This window comes from Cupriavidus sp. WKF15, from assembly GCF_029278605.1.
Lineage (GTDB): Bacteria > Pseudomonadota > Gammaproteobacteria > Burkholderiales > Burkholderiaceae > Cupriavidus.
Map to the genome: position 1 here is coordinate 1,785,020 of NZ_CP119572.1, position 21,378 is coordinate 1,806,397.

A 21,378-nucleotide genomic window follows, 5' to 3' on the forward strand; every position below is an offset into this window, starting at 1 on the left:
TTCCTTATCAAAGCACGGAGGACGAAGCGCTGCTACGTTGCTCAAGCAGTTCCAGCATCAGGCAGGCATATAGCGTTACCCCGATGAACAGGCCCATGCGGACTGCGAAGGCATGGTAGACATCCTTGCCCGCGGCGCTGTCTTCCACGGACTGGCCCAGCAGGATGATCAGCGTCACCAGCGTGTTGAGCCAGAAGCCCGGCGATAGCCGGCCCGGCGGCCCCGCAAAGAGCTTGCGCGCCAGCAGCAGCGCAAACAGGAGCATCCAGAGAAAAAACATCCACAGATGCACGAACAGGCCCAGGGCCCACCAGAACAAAATAGCCAGCAGCCCCCCGAGCAGCGTGGATCCAAGCAGTTCGCGCGCGGCCCCGCGTGCCGTGGTGCAGCTTTGCCGGCCGAGGCTGACGGCTTTCATGAGGATCGGCATATAGGCGGCCGGGTCACCAAGCGCGAGCAGGACAGGCGGCATGACGACAAGCACTGCGCGCAAGGCCATCCGGTTGGCATCGCCTTGCGAGACTGGCGGCGCGCGCCGCGGCGCCGGCCTGGCTCCCGGCTCCGGAATCAGCGCATAACAGAGGGACAGGACCGCCACCGCCAGCAGCAAGCCCTTGACCAGAGCGGCGACAACGGTGAGGGCCAGGCCGATATCCGCCGTCCCCGCCACCGAGACCATGGTAAGCCCGGCCGCCAGGAAGGTGCCGACCAGGCTGTTGCCGCCACGCAAGCCATGGCGAAAGGCCAGGAACAGGCCAAGCGCTGTCATCAGCACGCCGCTGAACGGGGACTGGCGCAGGAACGGAACGATCAGCAGGCCGCTCCCGGTGGCCAGCATGGCCACCAGCGCCAGACCCACGCCGGCCCGGGCGGGCAGCGGCCGGTCGAGCGAGGCGAGCACGAAGGCGCCGATCACCGGGGCGACCATCGGAATCGGCCAACTCAACCCGAAGCTGGTGGCCAGGCAAAGCGCGGTGCCGATGGCCAGCCGCAGCGCCCGCCGTCCGCGGACACCGATTGCGCCGGACACGGCAGCATCAGTAGACATAGGACAGCCAGCTCATCGCATGCAGGAACAAGCGGCCGAGCGGATTGAGGGGGTTCCCTTCGGTCGGGAAGGCCATGACTTCGGCCTGCCCGCCCACGCGAATGCCCTTCAGCGTCGCCAGTTCGCCTTTGTCGATCTCGACGACCACCGGAAAGCGCTGGGCCGGGCGCAGCCAGTCGCGGCTGTTCTGGACGGTCGGCAGGCTGCCCGGCGGCGGACTCTGCCCAGCGCTGACGCCGTAGCCGATGCTGCGAACGCGGCCCGCGAGTACCCTGCCAGGCAATGCGTCCAGCACGATTCCCACCGGAGTCCCGGGCTCGACGTGGCCAAGATTGTTCTCCGTCAGGTCGGCGCTGATCCAGATGTCATGGATCGCAATCAGCGTCATGACTGGATTGCCGGCGGCGGCATACAGGCCGGTTTCGGTGCGCAGGTCAGTGATCAGGCCGGCAGTGCGTGCGCGCACCTGGGCGTTGGCGAGGTCGAGCTCGGCCTTCTCCAGGGCGGCCGCCGAGCTGCGCATCTTGGCGTTGTCCTCTTCGCTGCCGCCCTGCTGCTCCCGCGCACGCTCAACCTCCGCGCGGGCCGCGTCGACCTGGCTGGTGGCCTGCGTGTGGGTGGCCCGCGCCACCTCGAGCCGCCGTATCGATACGGTGCCGGGATCCTCGCGGTACAGGCGCTCAAGGCGTTCGCTATCCTGGCGTGCCTTGACCTCGTTAGCCTGGGCCGCGCGCAGCGCGGCCTGCGCCGACGCGATGCCCGCGGTGCTCGCGCCAATCTGCCTTCGCATTGATTCCAGGTCCGCGCGCGCGCGGTCCGCTGCAATGCGGTATTGCTGCGGATCGACCTCGAACAGCACGGCGCCTGACTGCACGTCCTGGTTGTTGTGCACCAGCACACGCGTGACGCGCCCGGATACCTCCGGCGCCACCGGGACGACGTAGGCCTGTATGCGCGCCTGCTGCGTGTAGGGCGTATAGCGGTCGGCGAACAGATACCACGCGAGGCTCACCATGATCAGCGCCACCACCCACCTCGTGCCCTTGCGCGCGGGATCTGCCGGGGACGCTGGTGACGGCGCCGGAGTCGGTGTCGGAGTCGGTGTCGGAGTCGGTGGAACGGCTTCACTCATCAGTTCTGCCTCCCTGCAAGGATGAGCGTTTACCAGCTGGCTCGCTCGTTGCCTCTTCGATCAGTCCGCCCCAGTCGGTGCGCTGCTCCATCTGCTGCCGCGTCGCCGCATCGATGAGCGGCTGCCCGGTTTGCCAGCCGCCGCCGAGAGCCTTGTACAAGGCGATGAGATTTCCCACGGCCGTGCTGCGGTTGACGAGGTAAGCATCCTGCTGGGCAAACAGCGCGCGCTGGGCATCCAGCACGCGCTGGAAATCCGAGTACCCCTCGCGGAACAAGGCATTGGCCAGGGTCAGCGAGCGGTTGGCGGCCGTTGCCGCCTCTCCCAGGATCGCCTCGCGCTCGAGCGCCTTGATCAGCCCGCTGGCGGCGTCGTCCGCTTCGCGCGCGGCCTGGCGCACGCTGTCCTGGTAGGCCACGATAAGCTGCTGCAAACGGGCATCCTGTATGCGCACGTTGTTGCGGATGCGCCCGTAATCGAAGATGTTCCAGCGCAGGCTCGGCCCCGCTATCAGCACAAAGCCGTTCGGTGTGCCGGGCAGCGAACTGGCCGACCAGCCGATGCTGCCGAGCAGGGTCAGGGATGGATAGAGATCGGCCTTGGCCACGCCGATCAACGCCGATTGCGCGGCTATCTGCAGTTCGGCGGCGCGGATGTCCGGGCGGCGCAGCAGCAGGCTGGCCGGGACATCCTGCAGCACGGCACGGTCGATGAGCGGCACTATGCCCTCTTTCTCCGGCAGGTCCAGCAGTTCATGCATGGGCGCCGGCGGGCGGCCGATCAGGATCGCGAGCGCATTGCGCGCATGCAGGATCTGGCCTTCCAGCTCGGGAATGCTGCTCAGGGTGCCAAGGTATTGCGTCTTGGCCTGCTGCAGGTCGAGTTCGTCGCTCTCGCCCCCCTTGAACAACCGCTCGGTGATTTCGAAGCTGCGCTTTTGCAGCCGCGCATTCTCGCGGGCAATGCGCAAGCGGGCCTGCGCCGCGCGCAAGGTGAAGTAAGTCTGGGCCACCTGCGCATGCAGCAGCACCAGCACGTCCTCATGGTTGGCGCGCGAGGCAAAGTAGGCCGCATCCGCGGATTCGATCGCGCGGCTGAAGCGCCCCCAGAAGTCCAGCTCCCAGCCAACATCCACCCCCGCGCTGTACTGCCAGACGCGGCTGGTCTGGACCGTGGCCGCCGATTGCCGGCTATGGACGTAGAGCGCTTCCGCGCTGGCCTGCTGGACCTGCGGGTAGCGCCCGGCCAGGGCAATGCCCAGCTGGGCCCGGGCCTCGACCACGCGCAGCCCCGCGATCCTGACACCGGCGTTGCCGGCGTCGGCCTCGGCAATCAGCCTTTCAAGGATGGGGTCGCCAAAGACTTGCCACCACTGGCGTAGGTCCGGTTGCTGCCGCTGCTGCGTGGTTTCCTCGAGCGCGGCAGTGCTCCACGATTCGGTCCACGACTCGCGTTGCGCCTGAAAGTCCGGGCCCAGCCGGACACAGCCGCCAAGCAGCAGCGCCACCGACAGCAACGGACCAGCCAGGCGGGCCCTCGACGACATGGTCAGGAGCGAACGACGGTTGCAATAGGCTTCCGGTGCGGGCCCGGTGCTCCGGCGCGCAAAAGCAAGGCGCCGTCCCGCCCCCCTGTGCCAGGCAAGCCCGGGGGGATCGTCATTGCCGAAGCGGGATCCTGCGGCATACGAGTCTCCTCTGCGAAATCGCATGTGACGATTCGATATACACGGCAATTATGGTGCGCTATCGCGATTTCAGCCATCGGGCGTTCGTCTTAGGCGCAACGCCGTTGCGAAAACAGGGCACCAGAGAAGAAAACGGCCAGTCTTGCGACCGGCCGTTTTGCAGGACACCGATGTCGTCAGCCGACGCTCAGCCGTTGGCAACCTCGAAACGGTCCAGGTTCATCACCTTGTTCCAGGCCGCGACAAAGTCCTTGACGAACTTCTCCCTGGCATCCGAGCAGCCATAGACTTCGGCCACGGCGCGCAGCTGCGAGTTGGAGCCGAAAATCAGATCGACACGCGTGCCGGTCCACTTCAGCTTGCCCGTTGCGCGGTCGTAGCCCTCGAACACGTCCTTGTCATCCGCCACCGACTTCCATTCCGTGCCCATGTCGAGCAGGTTGATGAAAAAGTCGTTGGTCAGCGTCTCCGGTCGATCGGTCAGGACACCGTGCTGTGTCTGTCCGAAGTTCGTGTTCAAGGCGCGCATGCCACCTATCAGCACCGTCATCTCGGGCACAGTCAGCGTCAGCAATTGCGCCTTGTCGACCAGCAAGGTTTCGGCCGGGATGGCGTACGTGCCCTTCAGGTAGTTACGGAATCCGTCGGCAATCGGTTCAAGCACCCGGAAATTCTCGACCTCGGTCTGCTCCTGCGCGGCGTCCATGCGCCCCGGCGTGAACGGGACCTTGACGTCGTAGCCGCCCTGCTTCGCCGCTTGCTCGATGGCGGCGCAGCCGGCCAGCACGATCAGGTCGGCCAGCGAGACCTTCTTGCCGCCGGTCTGGGCGCTGTTGAACTCGCTCTGGATTTTCCCAAGGGTCTCCAGCACCTGCGCGAGCCGGGCCGGCTGGTTCACCTCCCAGTCCTTCTGCGGTGCGAGACGGATGCGAGCGCCATTGGCGCCGCCACGCTTGTCGGAGCCGCGGAAGGTCGAGGCCGAAGCCCAGGCCGTCGACACCAGTTGCGAGATTGGCAGCCCGGCCGCCAGGATCTTGCCCTTGAGGGCGGTAATGTCCTCATGGTCGACCAGCATGTGATCGAGGGCGGGAATAGGATCCTGCCAGATCAGTTCTTCGGCGGGGACCTCGGGGCCGAGATAGCGCGCACGTGGGCCCATATCGCGGTGTGTCAGCTTGAACCACGCGCGGGCGAAGGCATCGGCCAACTGCTCCGGATTCTCGTAGAAGCGCCTTGAGATCTTCTCGTAAGCCGCGTCAACCCGCAGCGAAAGATCCGTGGTCAGCATGGTCGGCCCGCGCCGCTTGGACGGCTCGAACGGGTCCGGCACGGTGTTGGCGCCTGCGTCGCCTTTGGGCTTCCACTGGTGCGCGCCGGCCGGGCTCTTCGTCAACTCCCATTCATAGCCGAACAGGTTCTCGAAGTAGCTATTGCTCCACTTTGTTGGGGTGGTCGACCAGATCACTTCCAGACCGCTCGTGACGGCGTCGCCGGCCTTGCCGGAACCAAAGCTGCTGCGCCAACCCAGGCCCTGTTCTTCGAGCCCGGCGGCTTCCGGTTCCGGCCCCACATGGGACGCCGGTCCGGCGCCGTGGGTCTTGCCGAAGGTATGGCCACCGGCGATGAGCGCGACCGTCTCCTCGTCGTTCATGGCCATGCGGGCAAAGGTCTCGCGGATATCCACGGCCGCCTTGGCAGGATCCGGATTGCCGTTCGGGCCTTCCGGATTCACATAGATCAGGCCCATCTGGACGGCAGCCAACGGGTTTTCCAGGTCGCGCACGCCGGAGTAGCGCTTGTCGGCCAGCCACGCGGTTTCGGAGCCCCAGTAGACGTCCTGGTCCGGCTCATAGACATCTTCGCGCCCGCCGCCGAAGCCGAACGTCTTGAAGCCCATCGACTCCAGTGCGACGTTGCCGGTCAGCACGATCAGGTCGGCCCACGAAAGCTTGTTGCCGTATTTCTGCTTGATCGGCCAAAGCAGCCGGCGCGCCTTGTCCAGGTTGACGTTGTCAGGCCAGCTGTTCAGCGGCGCAAAGCGCTGCTGCCCTGAACCCGCGCCACCACGGCCGTCGCCGATGCGGTACGTGCCGGCAGCATGCCAGGCCATGCGGATGAACAAACCGCCATAGTGGCCGAAGTCCGCCGGCCACCAGTCTTGCGAGTCGGTCATCAGCGCCGTGAGATCCTTCTTCACGGCCGCAAGATCGAGACTCTTGAATGCTTCGGCGTAGTTGAATCCCTTGTCCATGGGATCGGCCAGGGAAGAATGCTGGCGCAGGATCCCCAGGTTCAGCTGATTGGGCCACCAGTCCCGGTTCGACTGCCCCGAGCCGGCGGCGTGGTTGAACGGACACTTCGATTCGGTCGACATGTGTTGCCTCCTTGGTTCGTATGCACCCAGATCGTTCGTTATTAGATCGCTTGCTCCCAACCGCGGCTCCGCCTTGGAGCCCAAGCACTGCCCTGAATAGAGTACTGTTTCTTCACACCGGGCGGAAATAGGTTTACTTCATGGCTGAAAAAGAAAAAAGCTAAGGCGACTTCCTATCCCATTCCTTGCTGACTACGTTCATGACGGACATTTCACCGCGTCCAGGCGAGGCGCGCGTCGGTCAGGAACCAGCAAGGGCGAACAGTGTACGCCCGCCGACTAGAATGAAACAGCCCGCCAGCGGAAGCATCCAAGCGGCCGCCCATAGCCCCTTGGCCGACGGCGGTACTGCCGCAAAAGTCCCGCCAATACCACGCTGCAGGGAGAATTGTCATGACGGAACTCGATAAGGACAAAGTCGTCGGCGTGCTGAATCAAATACTCGAAGCCGAACTTGCCGGTGTAGTGCGCTATACGCACTATTCCTTCCTGGTGTTCGGCTTTGGGCGCATCCCGATCGTGTCGTGGCTGCGCGAGCAGGCCAACGAATCGCTGCTGCATGCCCACCAGGCGGGGGAATGGATCACGACCCTGGGCGCCTACCCGTCGCTCGGCATCGGCAAGCTGCTGGACAGCCATACTTTCGATATCGGTTCCATCCTGCGCGAATCCCTGGCGACGGAGATGCTGGCCCTGGAGTTGTACCGCGAACTGCTCGGGCTGGTCGAAGGCCGCTCGGTGGCGCTGGAAGAATATGCGCGCCAGCAGATCCAGGTCGAGGAACTGCATGCCGGCGAGGTCGACAAGATGCTGCGCAAGCCCGGACAGTCGGCGACGGCGCAGTCCAGCCCGGGCTGAGCTCCGCGGCAGCCATGCTGCCATACGCTCACGGCGCCTGCCCGGCCGCCTTGTGGATCGCCGCGCGGATGCGCGGATAGGTGCCGCAACGGCAGACGATATTTCCCAGCGCCGCGTCGATGTCCGCATCGGTCGGCTTCGGCCTGGCCTTGAGCAGCGCGCAGGCGGCCATGATCTGCGCGCTCTGGCAGTAGCCGCACTGGACCACGTCGACGTCGAGCCACGCCGCCCTGACGGCGTCGGCTTCCTTGCCCTGCACCCCTTCGATGGTCGTGATCTTCGTGGCCGGGCGCAGCTTCGACATGGGCAACTGGCAGGCGAGTTCGGCCTTGCCGTCCACATGCAGCGTGCAGGCCCCGCAGATGCCCACGCCGCAGCCGTACTTCGTTCCGGTCAGCGCCAGTTCGCAACGCAGGATCCAGAGCAGCGGCATGTCAGGTTCGGCATCCACGCTGACCGGCTTGCCGTTTACGTTCAGGGTCGCCATGGGGTGTCCTCCTCGACTAGGCGAGCTTCAGCGGCAGCGCCCGCAGGCGCTGGCCGGTCAGCGCAAACAGCGCGTTGGCCACGGCCGGTGCAATCGGCGGCGTGCAGACTTCTCCCGCGCCCTGGGGCGCCTCGGCACTGGCAATGATGTCGGTCTGGATCGCAGGGCAATCGGCCATGCGCACGACCGGGAAGTCATGGAAATTCTTTTGCTCCACGACGCCATTCACGAAGGTGATCTCCTGGTACAGCGCGGCGGACAATCCGAACACGATGCCGCTCTCGGCCTGTTGGCGGATCAGGTTGGGATTCACGGGCGTGCCGCAATCGATCACGCAGAACACGCGATGGACGCGGATGGTCCTGTCCCCCGCGACAGATACCTCCGCGACCTGCCCGACGATGCTCCCGTACGACTGGTGCAACGCCACGCCGCGTGCGCGCGCGATACCGTCCGCCGCGCGCACGATCGGCTTGCCCCAGCCAGACAAGGCTGCCACGCGCTGCAGCACAGCCAGATGCCGCGGATGCCCGCCAAGCAGGCTGGCACGGAACGCCACCGGATCCTTGCGCGCGGCCGCCGCCATCTCGTCGAGAAAGCACTCCGTGAAGAATGCCTGGTGCGAGTGGCCGACCGAGCGCCAGAAGCCCACCGGAATGGGCAGCTCGACATTCGTATGGGAAACCCGGGCCGCCGGCCACGCATAGGGCTGGTCATAGGCGCCCTCCGCCACCGTCTTGTCGACCGGAATGCGAGGGAAGCCAAAGTCGCGCGCCAGCATCTCCGGTACCACGGCCTGGCCCGCCGAACGGGCGTGCCAGCCTACCAGCCGACCTTCGCCATCCAGGCCGGCCCGCAACCGTGCCACGCAGGCGGGCCGGTAGAAGTCGTGCGCCATGTCCTGCGAGCGCGTCCAGATGGTCTGCACCGGCCGCCCCTTGACCTCGCGGGCGATCGCGGCGGCCTGCGAGACAAAATCGGCCTCCAGGCGCCGGCCGAAGCCGCCGCCCAGCATCATGACCTGCAGGTCCACCTGCTCGGGCCGCAGCCCAAGGACACTCGCGGCATGGGCGCGTGCAATGCCGGGCACCTGTGTCGAAACCCAAACCGTTGCCGCGTTGTCCTCGTACTGGACCGTGCAGTTGATGGGCTCGACGGCACCGTGCGCGAGATATGGCGCCCGATACTCGGCGTTGATCACCTTCGCGGCGCCGCGCAGCACCTCGTCCACATCGCCACGCGTGTAGTAGTCGTGGCCGTCATTGCGATCCAGTGCCGCAACCATGCGCGCCATCAGCCTGGCACTCGACGCGCCGGCTGCCGGGCCGGGATCCCAGTCGACCTTCAGGGCGTCCAGCGCCCGCATCGCGCGAAAAGCGTTGTCGGCGACGACCGCAACGCCGCCAGTGCCTCCGTCGAAAGGCGGCACGACGAACGCCTTCACGATGCCGCGCTGCGCCAGTGCGGCGCTGACGTCGGCATGCTTTACGCGACCGCCTACGGTCGGGCACATGAGGACGCTGGCGTACAGCAGCTTTTGCGGCAAGGCATCGATGCCAAAGCGTGCGGACCCGTTCGTCTTTGCTGCCGCATCGAGCCTGTGCAGCGGCCGCCCGACCAGGCGGAACGCGGACGGGTCCTTGAGCCGCACCTTGTCCGGCATCGGCTGGCGCCCGGCGGTGTCGGCCAGCTCGCCGAATGTCACGGAACGTCCGGAGCCATGCAGCACCTTGCCGCCTTCGGTGCGGCACTCCGACCCGGCCACGCGCCAGCGCTGCGCCGCTGCGGCTACGAGCATGGCCCGCGCCGAGGCGCCGGCCTCGCGCATGGGCATCCACAAGTCGCTCAGGCCGGAGGACCCGCCGGTGGCAATCTCGCCGATCTCGCGCATCAGCTTGCGCGTGAGCTGGTCCGCGATGCGGCGGACCAGACCATGATCGTCCGGACGAAAAGGCAGTCCGTCCACGACCACCTGAAGGTTGTTGAAGATCCTGTCCGGCGGCGCGTTCTCCACGCGCACGCGGCTCCAGTCGGCATCGAGTTCCTCCGCCAGGATCATCGCGAGGCCGGTATGCACGCCCTGCCCCATCTCGGAGCGGCACATCATGATGGTGACGCTGTTGTCCACGTCGATCTTGACCCATCCGTTCAGCGCGGTTTCGGCGCCGTGGGTCGGCAGCGGCGCCGACGTAGCCAACCGCTGTCGCACGGGCAGCACGGTCCAGCCGACAACCAAAGCGCCGACTGCACCGATACCGCCAAAGACGAACGCTCTGCGCTTCATGGCGGGATCAGAATTCCAGGCAGAAATCGATCAGGCGCGCCTTGTCCCAATACACCTTGCCAAGGTACACGCCTGGCGCGATACAGCGTATCTCGTCGCGTATCCAGTGCGCCACCAGCGAGGTATCGGAGTAGTCGAGCACGATGCATTCCTTGTGGTCAAGCCAGCTGTCCGCCTTGTAGACCTTGGCCAGGATGGCCTCCAGCCCGAATGGCGTGATGCGGTTCTTGAGCACGCCGCGGCTGGCATCGAATACCTTGCCCTGCCACGCGAACAGGCTGACCATGCGCGCCATGCTTTCGCTGAATACCGTACCGGGCGAGATGATGGCGGTGCCTTTCGCCTCGCCGTTCGGGATATCGCCCGCGGGGCTCTCGCGGAACAGGTCATCCAGTTCGGCCTGCTGCATTTGCAGAAGCTTGTGCACGTCGTAGGCCATGGTGGTCTCCTATCTCGAATGGCAGCGGCGGCGTTGCCTGTGCCGCGGCCAGCAGTACTTCGGCAGCCTTCTCGGCCATCATGTAGATGGCGCTCACGGGAAAGAAGCCAGGAATGCGCGGAAACGCCGAGGCATCGACGACGCGCAGACGGCGCGTGCCATGCACGCAGAAGCTGCTGTCCAGCACGCCGCCCGCCGCGCGCGCGCCGATCGGGCACGAGCAGGATGCATGGTGGCCCCAGGCGTTGTCGCGGATATAGCCGGCCAGGTCCTCATCGCTCTGGATATGAGCGCCCGGCAGTTCTTCGTGCGCGATATACCCCTGCTCCGCCAGCGGCTGCGCGAGGCCCCGCACAAAGCGGATCGCACCGATCAGCGCGCGCATGTCCTCGCCTTTCGGGTCGTCGGCGCCGTCGAAATACCGGAAGTCGACATCGGGCACGTCGCGTGGATCGGCCGAGCGCAACGACACGATGCCGGCGCGGTTGCGCGTGTGCGCCTTCAGGATCGCCCACGTCAGCATGTTGTCGTTCTGCGCGAAGACCTTGGAGTAGCCCGGGTAGTAGCCGACAAAGCGTTCCAGCAGCGCCATGCAGAAGATGTCCGGCACGGGCATGCGCCGGCCCGAGCGGCGGATGACCGCCGTGGCCACGCCGTTCGTGGTGTAGACGCCGTCGCGCGAATCGAACCAGCGTCGGTACGGCGCGTCGTCGCGCACGAACCTCGCGCCCTGGAGCACCTCCCATGAGCGCGACATCCGGTTCACGACGCCGATCTCATAACGGTCCTGCAAATTGCGGCCGACCCCTGGCAGGTCCACCCGCACCGGGATGCCATGTTCGCGCAGATGTTCGGCTGGCCCGATACCGGACAGCATCAGCAACTGCGGCGTGTTGAATGCGCCGCCGGCGAGGATCACCTCGCGCCGCGCGCGGACCAGGCACCGCTCCCCGAGCTGTTCGTTCGGCTTCACGTGCGCTTGATAGAGATGCCGGCCCTTCAGGTATTCCACGCCGCAAGCGTTGCCCTGGCCGTCGAACAGTACGCGCGTAGCCAGTGCATCCGTTTCGATATGCAGCATCGCCGGATGCCGTTGCGCCACGTCGAGCAAGCGTTCGCGCGTACCGTGGCGCGCGTGGCGCTGCGTGGTCAGCGGTGTGTAGCACACGCCGTGGAAGCAGCGCCGTCCCCACAGCCGCGAATTGGGATCCCCCTGCCAGCGGATCAGCCGCAGCCACGCGCGCAGGCGCCTGGGCACGCTGCGCGCGGCCAGCTCCATGGAACCGATGATGACGCGGACCAGCGCGTCATCAGCCAGCGCTTCCAGCGGCATTGCGCGTTCCGTGTGCAGCCAGCCGCCCCAGCCGTGCAGCGTCGGATCGAGGCCGAAGCGGCGCGCGAGGTTCCAGAGCGGGCGGTGACGACATCGCTCGACGAGCTTCGCATACCGTCGCATGCGTGGCGCCGTCCAGGACGGGTCGCCGGTCAGGTCGGCTATATAGTCCCAGTCCGCATCGTGGGGATACAGGAAGATCAGGGCGTTATGCGCCGTGCAACCGCCAAGCGTGCCCGCGCGCGGGTACAGCACGCCGGACGGGCCGCATTTGGGATCGCGGCGCTGCTGGGCGTCATCGGCATAGTGGCGCACGAAGAAATTCCACGCCATGGCCGGATTCTCGCTAGCGCAGGCGTGAAAGCCCGGCACGTCGTAATCCTCGGGCATGCATGACATCTCATGCGCGCGCGCATCGCAACCGGCTTCCAGCACGCACACGCGCATGCCAGCCTCTGCGAGGCGCGCGGCCAGCGTACCGCCGCCAGCGCCGGATCCGACGACTACGTAGTCCCATTCCGTTTCATCTTGCCCAGACATAGCCCTCCGCCACGTCGTCGGCCTTGGATTATCAAAACGTCTTCAGGAAGGCGATCAAGGCCCGCTTATCGTCATCGCTCAGCACAGGCTCCTTGCCGAACGATCGCTCGTCGGCGCTCAGGCCGTCCTGGTTGTTGAATTCGGCAGTACCGAAATAGTGGCCGCGATTGACCACGAAATCTGGGCACTTGCTGAGCGACAGCATCGGCTTGATCACATCCGCATAGATCTTTCGCAGGTCGTCGTCGGTCGCGCCTTCAGGTACCGATGCAAGGTCTCCCTTGAGCTTCACCAGCAGCTTGAGCACCTTGGCCGCGTGTTCCGCCTTGGCAACCGGATCGGATGTCTCCGACAGCGGCTGCAGGTTCGCCAGCAGGTTCACCGGCATCCTGGCCGGCGCCGGGCCGATGGTCACGTCGCCACCCTCGCCCACCAGCCAGGGCACCCAACGGTGGAGCAAGCCCTCCATGGGCCGCAGCGCGTCAGGCACAAAACCGACCGGAATCTTGATCTCGCTGCGCTCCGTGGTGCGGTCGATCACGCCCGGCACTTTCGTGCCGAGCACAGTGTCATGGGCACGCTTCTCGGGCCAGAGAAGCTGTTCGATCGATGCGTCGAAGACCTGCATCCGGCTCTTGACCGAAGGATCGCTGCTGAATGGCCCGAGCGTATTGTTGAGCAGGAACGGCGCCGTCGACCAGATGCTGATCAGCGACGGCACACGCGTGTAGCCGCGCCCGCCGGCCGGCATGCGGTACTGCCAGCGTTCGGCCGTGAACGGGTCGTGCAGCGTCACGGCGCCCACGGACGGCAGGCCCTTGTAGGTCTGCGACGAGAAGTTGTCCCAGATATTGCCGCGGAGCGCATTGGTGGCCAGCGGGCTGCAGATGTTCGTGCGCAGCAGCGTGGCCGGCACGCGGACATCGCTGGACAGGTAGTTGTTGGCAAGGAAGTCCGGCGCATTGACGATGTCGCGCATCTTTGCCTTGTACTCATCGGTCTGGGTCCATTTCCAGTAGCGCTGGAAGCAAGCGATGTATTTGTCGCCGCCGCAGTCGCGCATCTGCAGGTCCGCCGGTGGTGGTGGCCCCTTGCTCGAATGGCAGCGCGCGCAGGTCTCGGCGAACACTGTCTTGCCGCGGTTCAAGAGGCGGCCCCCGTCAGGCGTGGCCGGATCGGCAAGGTAGGCGTTGCCGCCGGGCGCATCGGCCAGGTGGTCGGCCGGGGTCGATTTCAGCAGGAATGCGGCCAGATTGAACGATCCCGCCTCCGTTGCGCGCCAGTACGAGGAATTCTTCTGTGCTACCGCGATCTCGATCGGCGAAATCGACTTGCCGCCAAGGATCGGATTGAAATGCAGCAGCCATTCCTCGCTGAACAGGCCGATGTTCAGGTAGACACGATTGAGCGCCCCGAGCACGCCGACGGAATCGGCGCCGTCCTTGAGGACGTGTGGTGTCCAGACCGTATCGGGCGCCTTGAAGAATTCCGAAAGTGGTCCAGTCTGGACGAAATCGTTCAGCTGCTTGTTGTTCTTCTCCCCGCCTGCGATGGTTTCCTGCCCGATCCGCCTGGCCACGCCCATCCGCGCCATCAGGTCGTAGAGCGCGTTCATCGTGCGCGGGTTGTTGATGTTGTCGGTCGAGACCAGCGAGGTATCCATCGCCCCTGGCCGGAATGTGTGGACCAGCTGGAACATGAAGTTCTGCTTGCCTGCGGGTGTTGAAGCGTTGTGGATGAAGAGCCGGTCGACCCACATGTACTGCGCCCCGACCGTGGAGCTCAGCTCCGCCCACTGCGGATGCTCGGGATCGGCTGGCGGATGGATCGGGCTCGGGCCAATGTGGCAGAACCCGCATGACATCCCCACGCGGTAAGGCCGCACGAGATCGGCCCGGTTGTAGTAGGAAGGATCGGTGTAGTAGCGCTCGGGATCCCAGGCCTTGGCCGCCTTCTCGTCGAATGCGGGATTCGGGAACAGCCGCAGCCCGACAATGCCGGTCGGATAGCCATAGTACGAACCTACGGGCAGCTTCTGGCCGTCCGGGAAGGTCGCGCCGCGCGCACCGGTCTTGACGCCGGGGTACGCCTGCTCGTTCTCGAACGGGTCCGCGGGGCAGTCCTTGCTGCGCTGGTCCAGCCACAAGCCAAAGCGCTGCGGATTCGGTCCGGTTGGCTTGCTGAAGCATGGCTCGTTGAGCAGACCGAGATAGGTCCAGCGGTTGTCGCGTGAATAGCCCTGGCTCGGATGGGAGCTGATCGACTTGAGCAGGTCGAACGCGCCGAACGTGTAGTTCGTCATCGCGTCCCAGAACCGGTCGTTGCCACCGGTCCACACGATCCACATATTGCGGCCCTGGATCTCTTCCTTCGTCAGGGACACGCCACGATCCATGTCGTGGAAGTAGTCGTCGGCAGCATGCCGGAACGATTCGGCATTGCGGCCGGCCTGCTGCGCTTCGTCCTGGACGTGGCCGGCCTTGGGCCTTGAGCAGCCACTTGCGAACAGCGCGGCGCAGAACACGGCCGACCAAAGAATCGACTTGCTGTGCAGGTTCACCGTCGTCCCTCCCCGACCGGATGGTCTATCACAGCAGCGTGGTGTGCTACGCACGCCGTTGAGTACAGATAAACCTAGAAATGACGTGAGGAGAAGTCAAGGTTATTACTGATCTACAACGCTATTTTTGCGACGGTGAGTTCGACGATGTTTCCGACAGAGATAAGCAAGGAGATACATCAGGGAGTCAGCCGATGCGGCGCGGGTGTCACCTGCGCGAACCGCCGCGCCAAAGCAAAAACCCCTCGCAGCACACGCTGTCGAGGGGTTTTGCATTGTAAGAGCCTGGCGATGACCTACTTTCACACGGGTAATCCGCACTATCATCGGCGCGGAGTCGTTTCACGGACCTGTTCGGGATGGGAAGGGGTGGTTCCAACTCGCTATGGTCACCAGGCATAAGGGGTTGTGGCGCTGACAGGTGGGTCAGCGTCACCAATTCGGGATGTAGTCTTTGTAGTCTTCGGGTTGTGCTGTATCGGCACAAGGCGATTTTCCACTCACCAGGCTAAAACACACTGGTTATAGGATCAAGCCTTACGGGCAATTAGTACTGGTTAGCTTAACGCATTACTGCGCTTCCACACCCAGCCTATCAACGTCCTGGTCTCGAACGACCCTTCAAGGCGGTCAAGCCGCCAGGGAATCCTCATCTTCAGGCGAGTTTCCCGCTTAGATGCTTTCAGCGGTTATCTCTTCCGTACATAGCTACCCTGCGATGCCTCTGGCGAGACAACAGGTACACCAGCGGTACGTCCACTCCGGTCCTCTCGTACTAGGAGCAGCCCCCGTCAAGATTCCAACGCCCACGGCAGATAGGGACCAAACTGTCTCACGACGTTTTAAACCCAGCTCACGTACCTCTTTAAATGGCGAACAGCCATACCCTTGGGACCGGCTACAGCCCCAGGATGAGATGAGCCGACATCGAGGTGCCAAACACCGCCGTCGATATGAACTCTTGGGCGGTATCAGCCTGTTATCCCCAGAGTACCTTTTATCCGTTGAGCGATGGCCCTTCCATTCAGAACCACCGGATCACTATGTCCTGCTTTCGCACCTGCTCGACTTGTCGGTCTCGCAGTTAAGCACGCTTTTGCCATTGCACTTTAGGTACGATGTCCGACCGTACCAAGCGTACCTTCGAACTCCTCCGTTACACTTTGGGAGGAGACCGCCCCAGTCAAACTGCCTACCATGCACTGTCCCCGACCCGGATTCACGGGCCAAGGTTAGAACCTCAAACAAACCAGGGTGGTATTTCAAGGACGGCTCCACGTGAACTAGCGTCCACGCTTCAAAGCCTCCCACCTATCCTACACAGATCGGTTCAAAGTCCAATGCAAAGCTACAGTAAAGGTTCATGGGGTCTTTCCGTCTAGCCGCGGGGAGATTGCATCATCACAAACACTTCAACTTCGCTGAGTCTCGGGAGGAGACAGTGTGGCCATCGTTACGCCATTCGTGCAGGTCGGAACTTACCCGACAAGGAATTTCGCTACCTTAGGACCGTTATAGTTACGGCCGCCGTTTACCGGGACTTCAATCAAGAGCTTGCACCCCATCATTTAATCTTCCGGCACCGGGCAGGCGTCACACCCTATACGTCCACTTTCGTGTTTGCAGAGTGCTGTGTTTTTATTAAACAGTCGCAGCCACCATTTTATTGCAACCCCTTCACCCTTCTGGCGCAGGCCAGTCAAGCTACCAGGGCGTACCTTATCCCGAAGTTACGGTACCAATTTGCCGAGTTCCTTCTCCCGAGTTCTCTCAAGCGCCTTAGAATACTCATCTCGCCCACCTGTGTCGGTTTGCGGTACGGTCTCGTATGACTGAAGCTTAGAGGCTTTTCTTGGAACCACTTCCAATTGCTTCGCAGCATAAAGCCGCTCGCCCCATAGCCTTGAATTGCGCGCCCGGATTTGCCTAAGCGCCTTCTCCACTACAGGGACCGGGACTTCCAACACCCGGACAACCTTCCGCGATCCGTCCCCCCATCGCATCATACGACGGTGCAGGAATATTAACCTGCTTCCCATCAGCTACGCATCTCTGCCTCGCCTTAGGGGCCGACTCACCCTACGCCGATGAACGTTGCGTAGGAAACCTTGGGCTTACGGCGAGGGGGCCTTTCACCCCCTTTATCGCTACTCATGTCAGCATTCGCACTTCCGATACCTCCAGCATCCTTTACAAGACACCTTCACAGGCTTACGGAACGCTCTCCTACCACGCACATTGCTGTGCGTCCGCAGCTTCGGTGACTGGCTTAGCCCCGTTACATCTTCCGCGCAGGACGACTCGATCAGTGAGCTATTACGCTTTCTTTAAAGGGTGGCTGCTTCTAAGCCAACCTCCTGACTGTTTTAGCCTTCCCACTTCGTTTCCCACTTAGCCAATCTTGGGGACCTTAGCTGGCGGTCTGGGTTGTTTCCCTCTTGACACCGGACGTTAGCACCCGATGTCTGTCTCCCGTGATTGCACTCTTCGGTATTCGGAGTTTGCTATGGCGGGGTAATCAGCAATAGACCCCCCAACCATGACAGTGCTCTACCCCCGAAGGTGACACACGAGGCACTACCTAAATAGTTTTCGGAGAGAACCAGCTATTTCCAGATTTGTTTAGCCTTTCACCCCTATCCACAGCTCATCCCCTAACTTTTCAACGTTAGTGGGTTCGGTCCTCCAGTACGTGTTACCGCACCTTCAACCTGGCCATGGATAGATCATCTGGTTTCGGGTCTACACCCAGCGACTGGACGCCCTGTTCGGACTCGCTTTCGCTACGCCTGCCCTAATCGGTTAAGCTCGCCACTGAATGTAAGTCGCTGACCCATTATACAAAAGGTACGCCGTCACCCGTTTCCAGGCTCCGACTGTTTGTATGCATGCGGTTTCAGGATCTATTTCACTCCCCTCCCGGGGTTCTTTTCGCCTTTCCCTCACGGTACTGGTTCACTATCGGTCGATCACGAGTATTTAGCCTTGGAGGATGGTCCCCCCATCTTCAGACAGGATTTCACGTGTCCCGCCCTACTTGTCGTACACCTAGTTCCACAACGCTGTTTTCGCATACAGGGCTATCACCTGCTATGGCCGGGCTTTCCATCCCGTTCTGCTAACAACACTGCTAAAGAGTACAAGGCTCTTCCCATTTCGTTCGCCACTACTTTGGGAATCTCGGTTGATTTCTGTTCCTGCAGCTACTTAGATGTTTCAGTTCGCCGCGTTCGCTTCGCTGACCTATGTATTCAGTCAGCGATGACCCATACGGGCCGGGTTTCCCCATTCGGACATCTCCGGATCAAAGCTCGTTTGCCAGCTCCCCGAAGCTTTTCGCAGGCTACCGCGTCCTTCATCGCCTGTGATCGCCAAGGCATCCACCACATGCACTTGTTCGCTTGACCCTATAACAAGTGTGTCTCAGTGAGACATCCTGCTACAGGTGAGTTCTCGCATTTGTGCCGTATTCCAAGTCATCTTTCGATCACTTAAATACTTTGGTTGATACAATCACAACCCGGTATCGCGTTTTGTACTGCAGCGTCTCATCAACGCTCGCGCGACACCTTTACTACATCCCATATTGTTAAAGAACAGCCGATCCGCAGGTCAGACCCGCGATCGCTTGGCAAATGCCAAATGCAAGCGCTCAGATTTAAGCGCTTGCATTTGGCTTCAGCCCAGGCTGAAACCACAAACAAACCGATAAGTGTGAACGCTCGACTTGGGATGCACACTCTGGAAAGGAGGTGATCCAGCCGCACCTTCCGATACGGCTACCTTGTTACGACTTCACCCCAGTCATGAACCCTGCCGTGGTAATCGCCCTCCTTGCGGTTAGGCTAACTACTTCTGGCAAAACCCACTCCCATGGTGTGACGGGCGGTGTGTACAAGACCCGGGAACGTATTCACCGCGGCATGCTGATCCGCGATTACTAGCGATTCCAGCTTCACGTAGTCGAGTTGCAGACTACGATCCGGACTACGATGCGTTTTCTGGGATTAGCTCCCCCTCGCGGGTTGGCAACCCTCTGTACGCACCATTGTATGACGTGTGAAGCCCTACCCATAAGGGCCATGAGGACTTGACGTCATCCCCACCTTCCTCCGGTTTGTCACCGGCAGTCTCTCTAGAGTGCTCTTGCGTAGCAACTAGAGACAAGGGTTGCGCTCGTTGCGGGACTTAACCCAACATCTCACGACACGAGCTGACGACAGCCATGCAGCACCTGTGTCCACTTTCCCTTTCGGGCACCTAATGCATCTCTGCTTCGTTAGTGGCATGTCAAGGGTAGGTAAGGTTTTTCGCGTTGCATCGAATTAATCCACATCATCCACCGCTTGTGCGGGTCCCCGTCAATTCCTTTGAGTTTTAATCTTGCGACCGTACTCCCCAGGCGGTCAACTTCACGCGTTAGCTACGTTACTGAAGAAATGAATCCCCAACAACTAGTTGACATCGTTTAGGGCGTGGACTACCAGGGTATCTAATCCTGTTTGCTCCCCACGCTTTCGTGCATGAGCGTCAGTCACGTCCCAGGGGGCTGCCTTCGCCATCGGTATTCCTCCACATCTCTACGCATTTCACTGCTACACGTGGAATTCTACCCCCCTCTGACGCACTCTAGCCTGACAGTCACAAGCGCCATTCCCAGGTTAAGCCCGGGGATTTCACGCCTGTCTTATCAAACCGCCTGCGCACGCTTTACGCCCAGTAATTCCGATTAACGCTCGCACCCTACGTATTACCGCGGCTGCTGGCACGTAGTTAGCCGGTGCTTATTCTTCCGGTACCGTCATCCCCCCGCCGTATTAGGGCAGAGGATTTCTTTCCGGACAAAAGTGCTTTACAACCCGAAGGCCTTCTTCACACACGCGGCATTGCTGGATCAGGGTTGCCCCCATTGTCCAAAATTCCCCACTGCTGCCTCCCGTAGGAGTCTGGGCCGTGTCTCAGTCCCAGTGTGGCTGATCGTCCTCTCAGACCAGCTACTGATCGTCGCCTTGGTGGGCCTTTACCCCACCAACTAGCTAATCAGACATCGGCCGCTCCTATCGCGCGAGGCCTTACGGTCCCCCGCTTTCACCCTCGGGTCGTATGCGGTATTAGCTAATCTTTCGACTAGTTATCCCCCACGACAGGGCACGTTCCGATGTATTACTCACCCGTTCGCCACTCGCCGCCAGGCCGAAGCCCGCGCTGCCGTTCGACTTGCATGTGTAAGGCATGCCGCCAGCGTTCAATCTGAGCCAGGATCAAACTCTTCAGTTCAATCTCTGTGTGGACCCGAAGGTCCTCGCTCTTTCGAGCGGTCGCTCACTTTCAGAAAACTGACTGACCAGATCCGAAAATCCAGTCACGTTTTGCTGTGCGAGCACTGATAACTTTTGAGCTAAAAGACCGAAGTCTTTCGCATCCGTCATCAAGCGCCCACACTTATCGGTTGTCTGTTTGTTAAAGAACTTCGCAATCGGCTTTGCCGTTTTGCGTCGCTGCGTTTTCGTCAGCAGCGAAGGAACGAGACTATAAAGAACTTTCTGCGGTTAATCAAGCTTTCGGAGAATTTTCTTTTTCCAGGCTGCTTTGCCGCCGGGCTCATTCCTGCAAATTGCCTTTGCCTTACGCCGCTTTGCAGCGAAGGCTCCAGCAGAAGGGGGCGAATACTAATCCCTTGCCCCCTGACTGGCAAGCCCTTTTCTAAAAAAAGCAATAAGAGACCTTTTGAACACAAACGGTGTCCCTCTGCCCTTCTGCCGGGCCTAAGCCGCTTAGTTAGAACGCAGTCGGAAAACCGCGGCAGTGCGCGCTATGGCGTTTGGTCCGAGGCTTGGGACAGTGGCTCGACCACCGTGGTCTCGATGTGCTGGACCTTTCCCTCCTCGGACACGTCCTGGCGCATGACCATGCTATTGGTCGGGCAGTACCAGTCCCTGACCTGCATCTGCGTGGGTTTCGTCACGATCTGCTCGCCCGCAACGACCATGGGTCCCAACGAAGTCGTACGCACATACTCGATCGGCACGCATTCCGACTGGCCCAGCGCGGTCCGGATGATCTCCCGCTTGCCGACCCGGCGCGATGCCACCGAAACCGTCGCGTGCGGAGCGACGACCTTACCCACTTCATCGCCGGTATCGCGCGAAAAGATGGTGAAGGACACACTAGCGTCCACCGATTCACCGGGAAGCACGTCGCCTTGGCGCAGAGCCAGGCCCCGATACTGGTTATCCAGCAGTCCCAGCCCGTCGATGGTGGTCGTTCCGTACAGGCGCGCATAGCGCCCCCATGCATTGACGGTAGCCTGACCCGAGATACTGGCGGGCGACCCGTTTGCCGCGGGCCGCAGCAGCACGCGTTGTTTCTGCTCGGTCACGACCGGCGGCCCCATCAATGCGGCCAATGCCGTCTTGGAGTGGATCTCGATGTCGGCCTGGCAGCCTGCGTCCGTCGCCAATGGCGGCTGCAGTATGGTTCGGCGCGACAGCGGCATCGTACCGTCGGCCTCCATCTGTATGCGTGCCCCACGTGGAAACCATATGGTGCGGCAGACGTTTGTATCCTCCTGCGCCACGGGCTCTTCCGCACACGCGAATGGCGCCGCGACCGCGACAGCGCCTGTGAGCAGAACGG

The 21,378-nt window shown here is 62.3% G+C and carries 11 protein-coding genes and 3 rRNA genes; 1 reads left to right on the forward strand and 13 read right to left on the reverse strand.

Features of this window, described 5'->3' with window-relative positions; genetic code table 11:
- Positions 1 to 7: 7 nt before the first annotated feature.
- The 4 genes from CupriaWKF_RS08335 to katG form a co-directional block, all read right to left on the reverse strand.
- Entirely contained in the window at positions 8 to 1,048 is a 1,041-nt protein-coding gene (locus CupriaWKF_RS08335; protein ID WP_276100534.1) for a DUF2955 domain-containing protein, read from the reverse strand.
- Entirely contained in the window at positions 1,038 to 2,180 is a 1,143-nt protein-coding gene (locus CupriaWKF_RS08340) for an HlyD family secretion protein (RefSeq protein ID WP_276100535.1), read from the reverse strand. Before CupriaWKF_RS08340 ends, CupriaWKF_RS08335 begins: the two co-directional genes overlap by 11 nt.
- Positions 2,173 to 3,726: a TolC family protein gene (locus tag CupriaWKF_RS08345; RefSeq protein ID WP_276100536.1), complete on the reverse strand. Its 1,554-nt coding sequence runs from the start codon at positions 3,724 to 3,726 to the stop codon at positions 2,173 to 2,175. Before CupriaWKF_RS08345 ends, CupriaWKF_RS08340 begins: the two co-directional genes overlap by 8 nt.
- A 328-nt stretch (positions 3,727 to 4,054) precedes the next feature.
- Positions 4,055 to 6,241: a catalase/peroxidase HPI gene (katG, locus tag CupriaWKF_RS08350; RefSeq protein ID WP_276100538.1), complete on the reverse strand. Its 2,187-nt coding sequence runs from the start codon at positions 6,239 to 6,241 to the stop codon at positions 4,055 to 4,057.
- A gap of 393 nt (positions 6,242 to 6,634) precedes the next feature.
- Here katG and CupriaWKF_RS08355 point away from each other — a divergent pair, with 393 nt between their 5' ends.
- On the forward strand, positions 6,635 to 7,099 hold the full coding sequence (locus CupriaWKF_RS08355; RefSeq protein WP_276100539.1) for a ferritin-like domain-containing protein: 465 nt from the start codon (positions 6,635 to 6,637) through the stop codon (positions 7,097 to 7,099).
- A 28-nt stretch (positions 7,100 to 7,127) separates the two neighbouring features.
- Here CupriaWKF_RS08355 and CupriaWKF_RS08360 read toward each other — a convergent pair whose 3' ends face one another.
- The 9 genes from CupriaWKF_RS08360 to CupriaWKF_RS08400 form a co-directional block, all read right to left on the reverse strand.
- The gene (locus CupriaWKF_RS08360) at positions 7,128 to 7,586 is read right to left on the reverse strand and encodes a (2Fe-2S)-binding protein (protein ID WP_276100541.1); all 459 of its coding nucleotides are present in this window, start codon (positions 7,584 to 7,586) and stop codon (positions 7,128 to 7,130) included.
- Between the two features lie 16 nt (positions 7,587 to 7,602).
- Positions 7,603 to 9,870, reverse strand: a complete 2,268-nt coding sequence (locus CupriaWKF_RS08365; protein ID WP_276100543.1) for a molybdopterin cofactor-binding domain-containing protein — start codon at positions 9,868 to 9,870, stop codon at positions 7,603 to 7,605.
- A gap of 7 nt (positions 9,871 to 9,877) precedes the next feature.
- Positions 9,878 to 10,309 (reverse strand): hypothetical protein, encoded by a 432-nt coding sequence (locus CupriaWKF_RS08370; RefSeq protein ID WP_276100544.1) that lies wholly within the window; start codon positions 10,307 to 10,309, stop codon positions 9,878 to 9,880.
- Entirely contained in the window at positions 10,257 to 12,182 is a 1,926-nt protein-coding gene (locus CupriaWKF_RS08375) for a GMC family oxidoreductase (RefSeq protein WP_276100545.1), read from the reverse strand. Before CupriaWKF_RS08375 ends, CupriaWKF_RS08370 begins: the two co-directional genes overlap by 53 nt.
- A gap of 31 nt (positions 12,183 to 12,213) precedes the next feature.
- The gene (locus CupriaWKF_RS08380) at positions 12,214 to 14,742 is read right to left on the reverse strand and encodes a hypothetical protein (RefSeq protein ID WP_276100546.1); all 2,529 of its coding nucleotides are present in this window, start codon (positions 14,740 to 14,742) and stop codon (positions 12,214 to 12,216) included.
- 283 nt (positions 14,743 to 15,025) lie between these two features.
- Positions 15,026 to 15,139: ribosomal RNA gene (rrf, locus tag CupriaWKF_RS08385) — 5S ribosomal RNA — on the reverse strand.
- 129 nt (positions 15,140 to 15,268) lie between these two features.
- Positions 15,269 to 18,149 (reverse strand): 23S ribosomal RNA (locus CupriaWKF_RS08390).
- 338 nt (positions 18,150 to 18,487) lie between these two features.
- Positions 18,488 to 20,019, reverse strand: a 16S ribosomal RNA gene (locus CupriaWKF_RS08395).
- The 16S, 23S and 5S rRNA genes sit together here, the layout of an rRNA operon.
- A 535-nt stretch (positions 20,020 to 20,554) precedes the next feature.
- Positions 20,555 to 21,202 (reverse strand): hypothetical protein, encoded by a 648-nt coding sequence (locus CupriaWKF_RS08400; RefSeq protein WP_276100547.1) that lies wholly within the window; start codon positions 21,200 to 21,202, stop codon positions 20,555 to 20,557.
- Positions 21,203 to 21,378 lie beyond the last annotated feature (176 nt).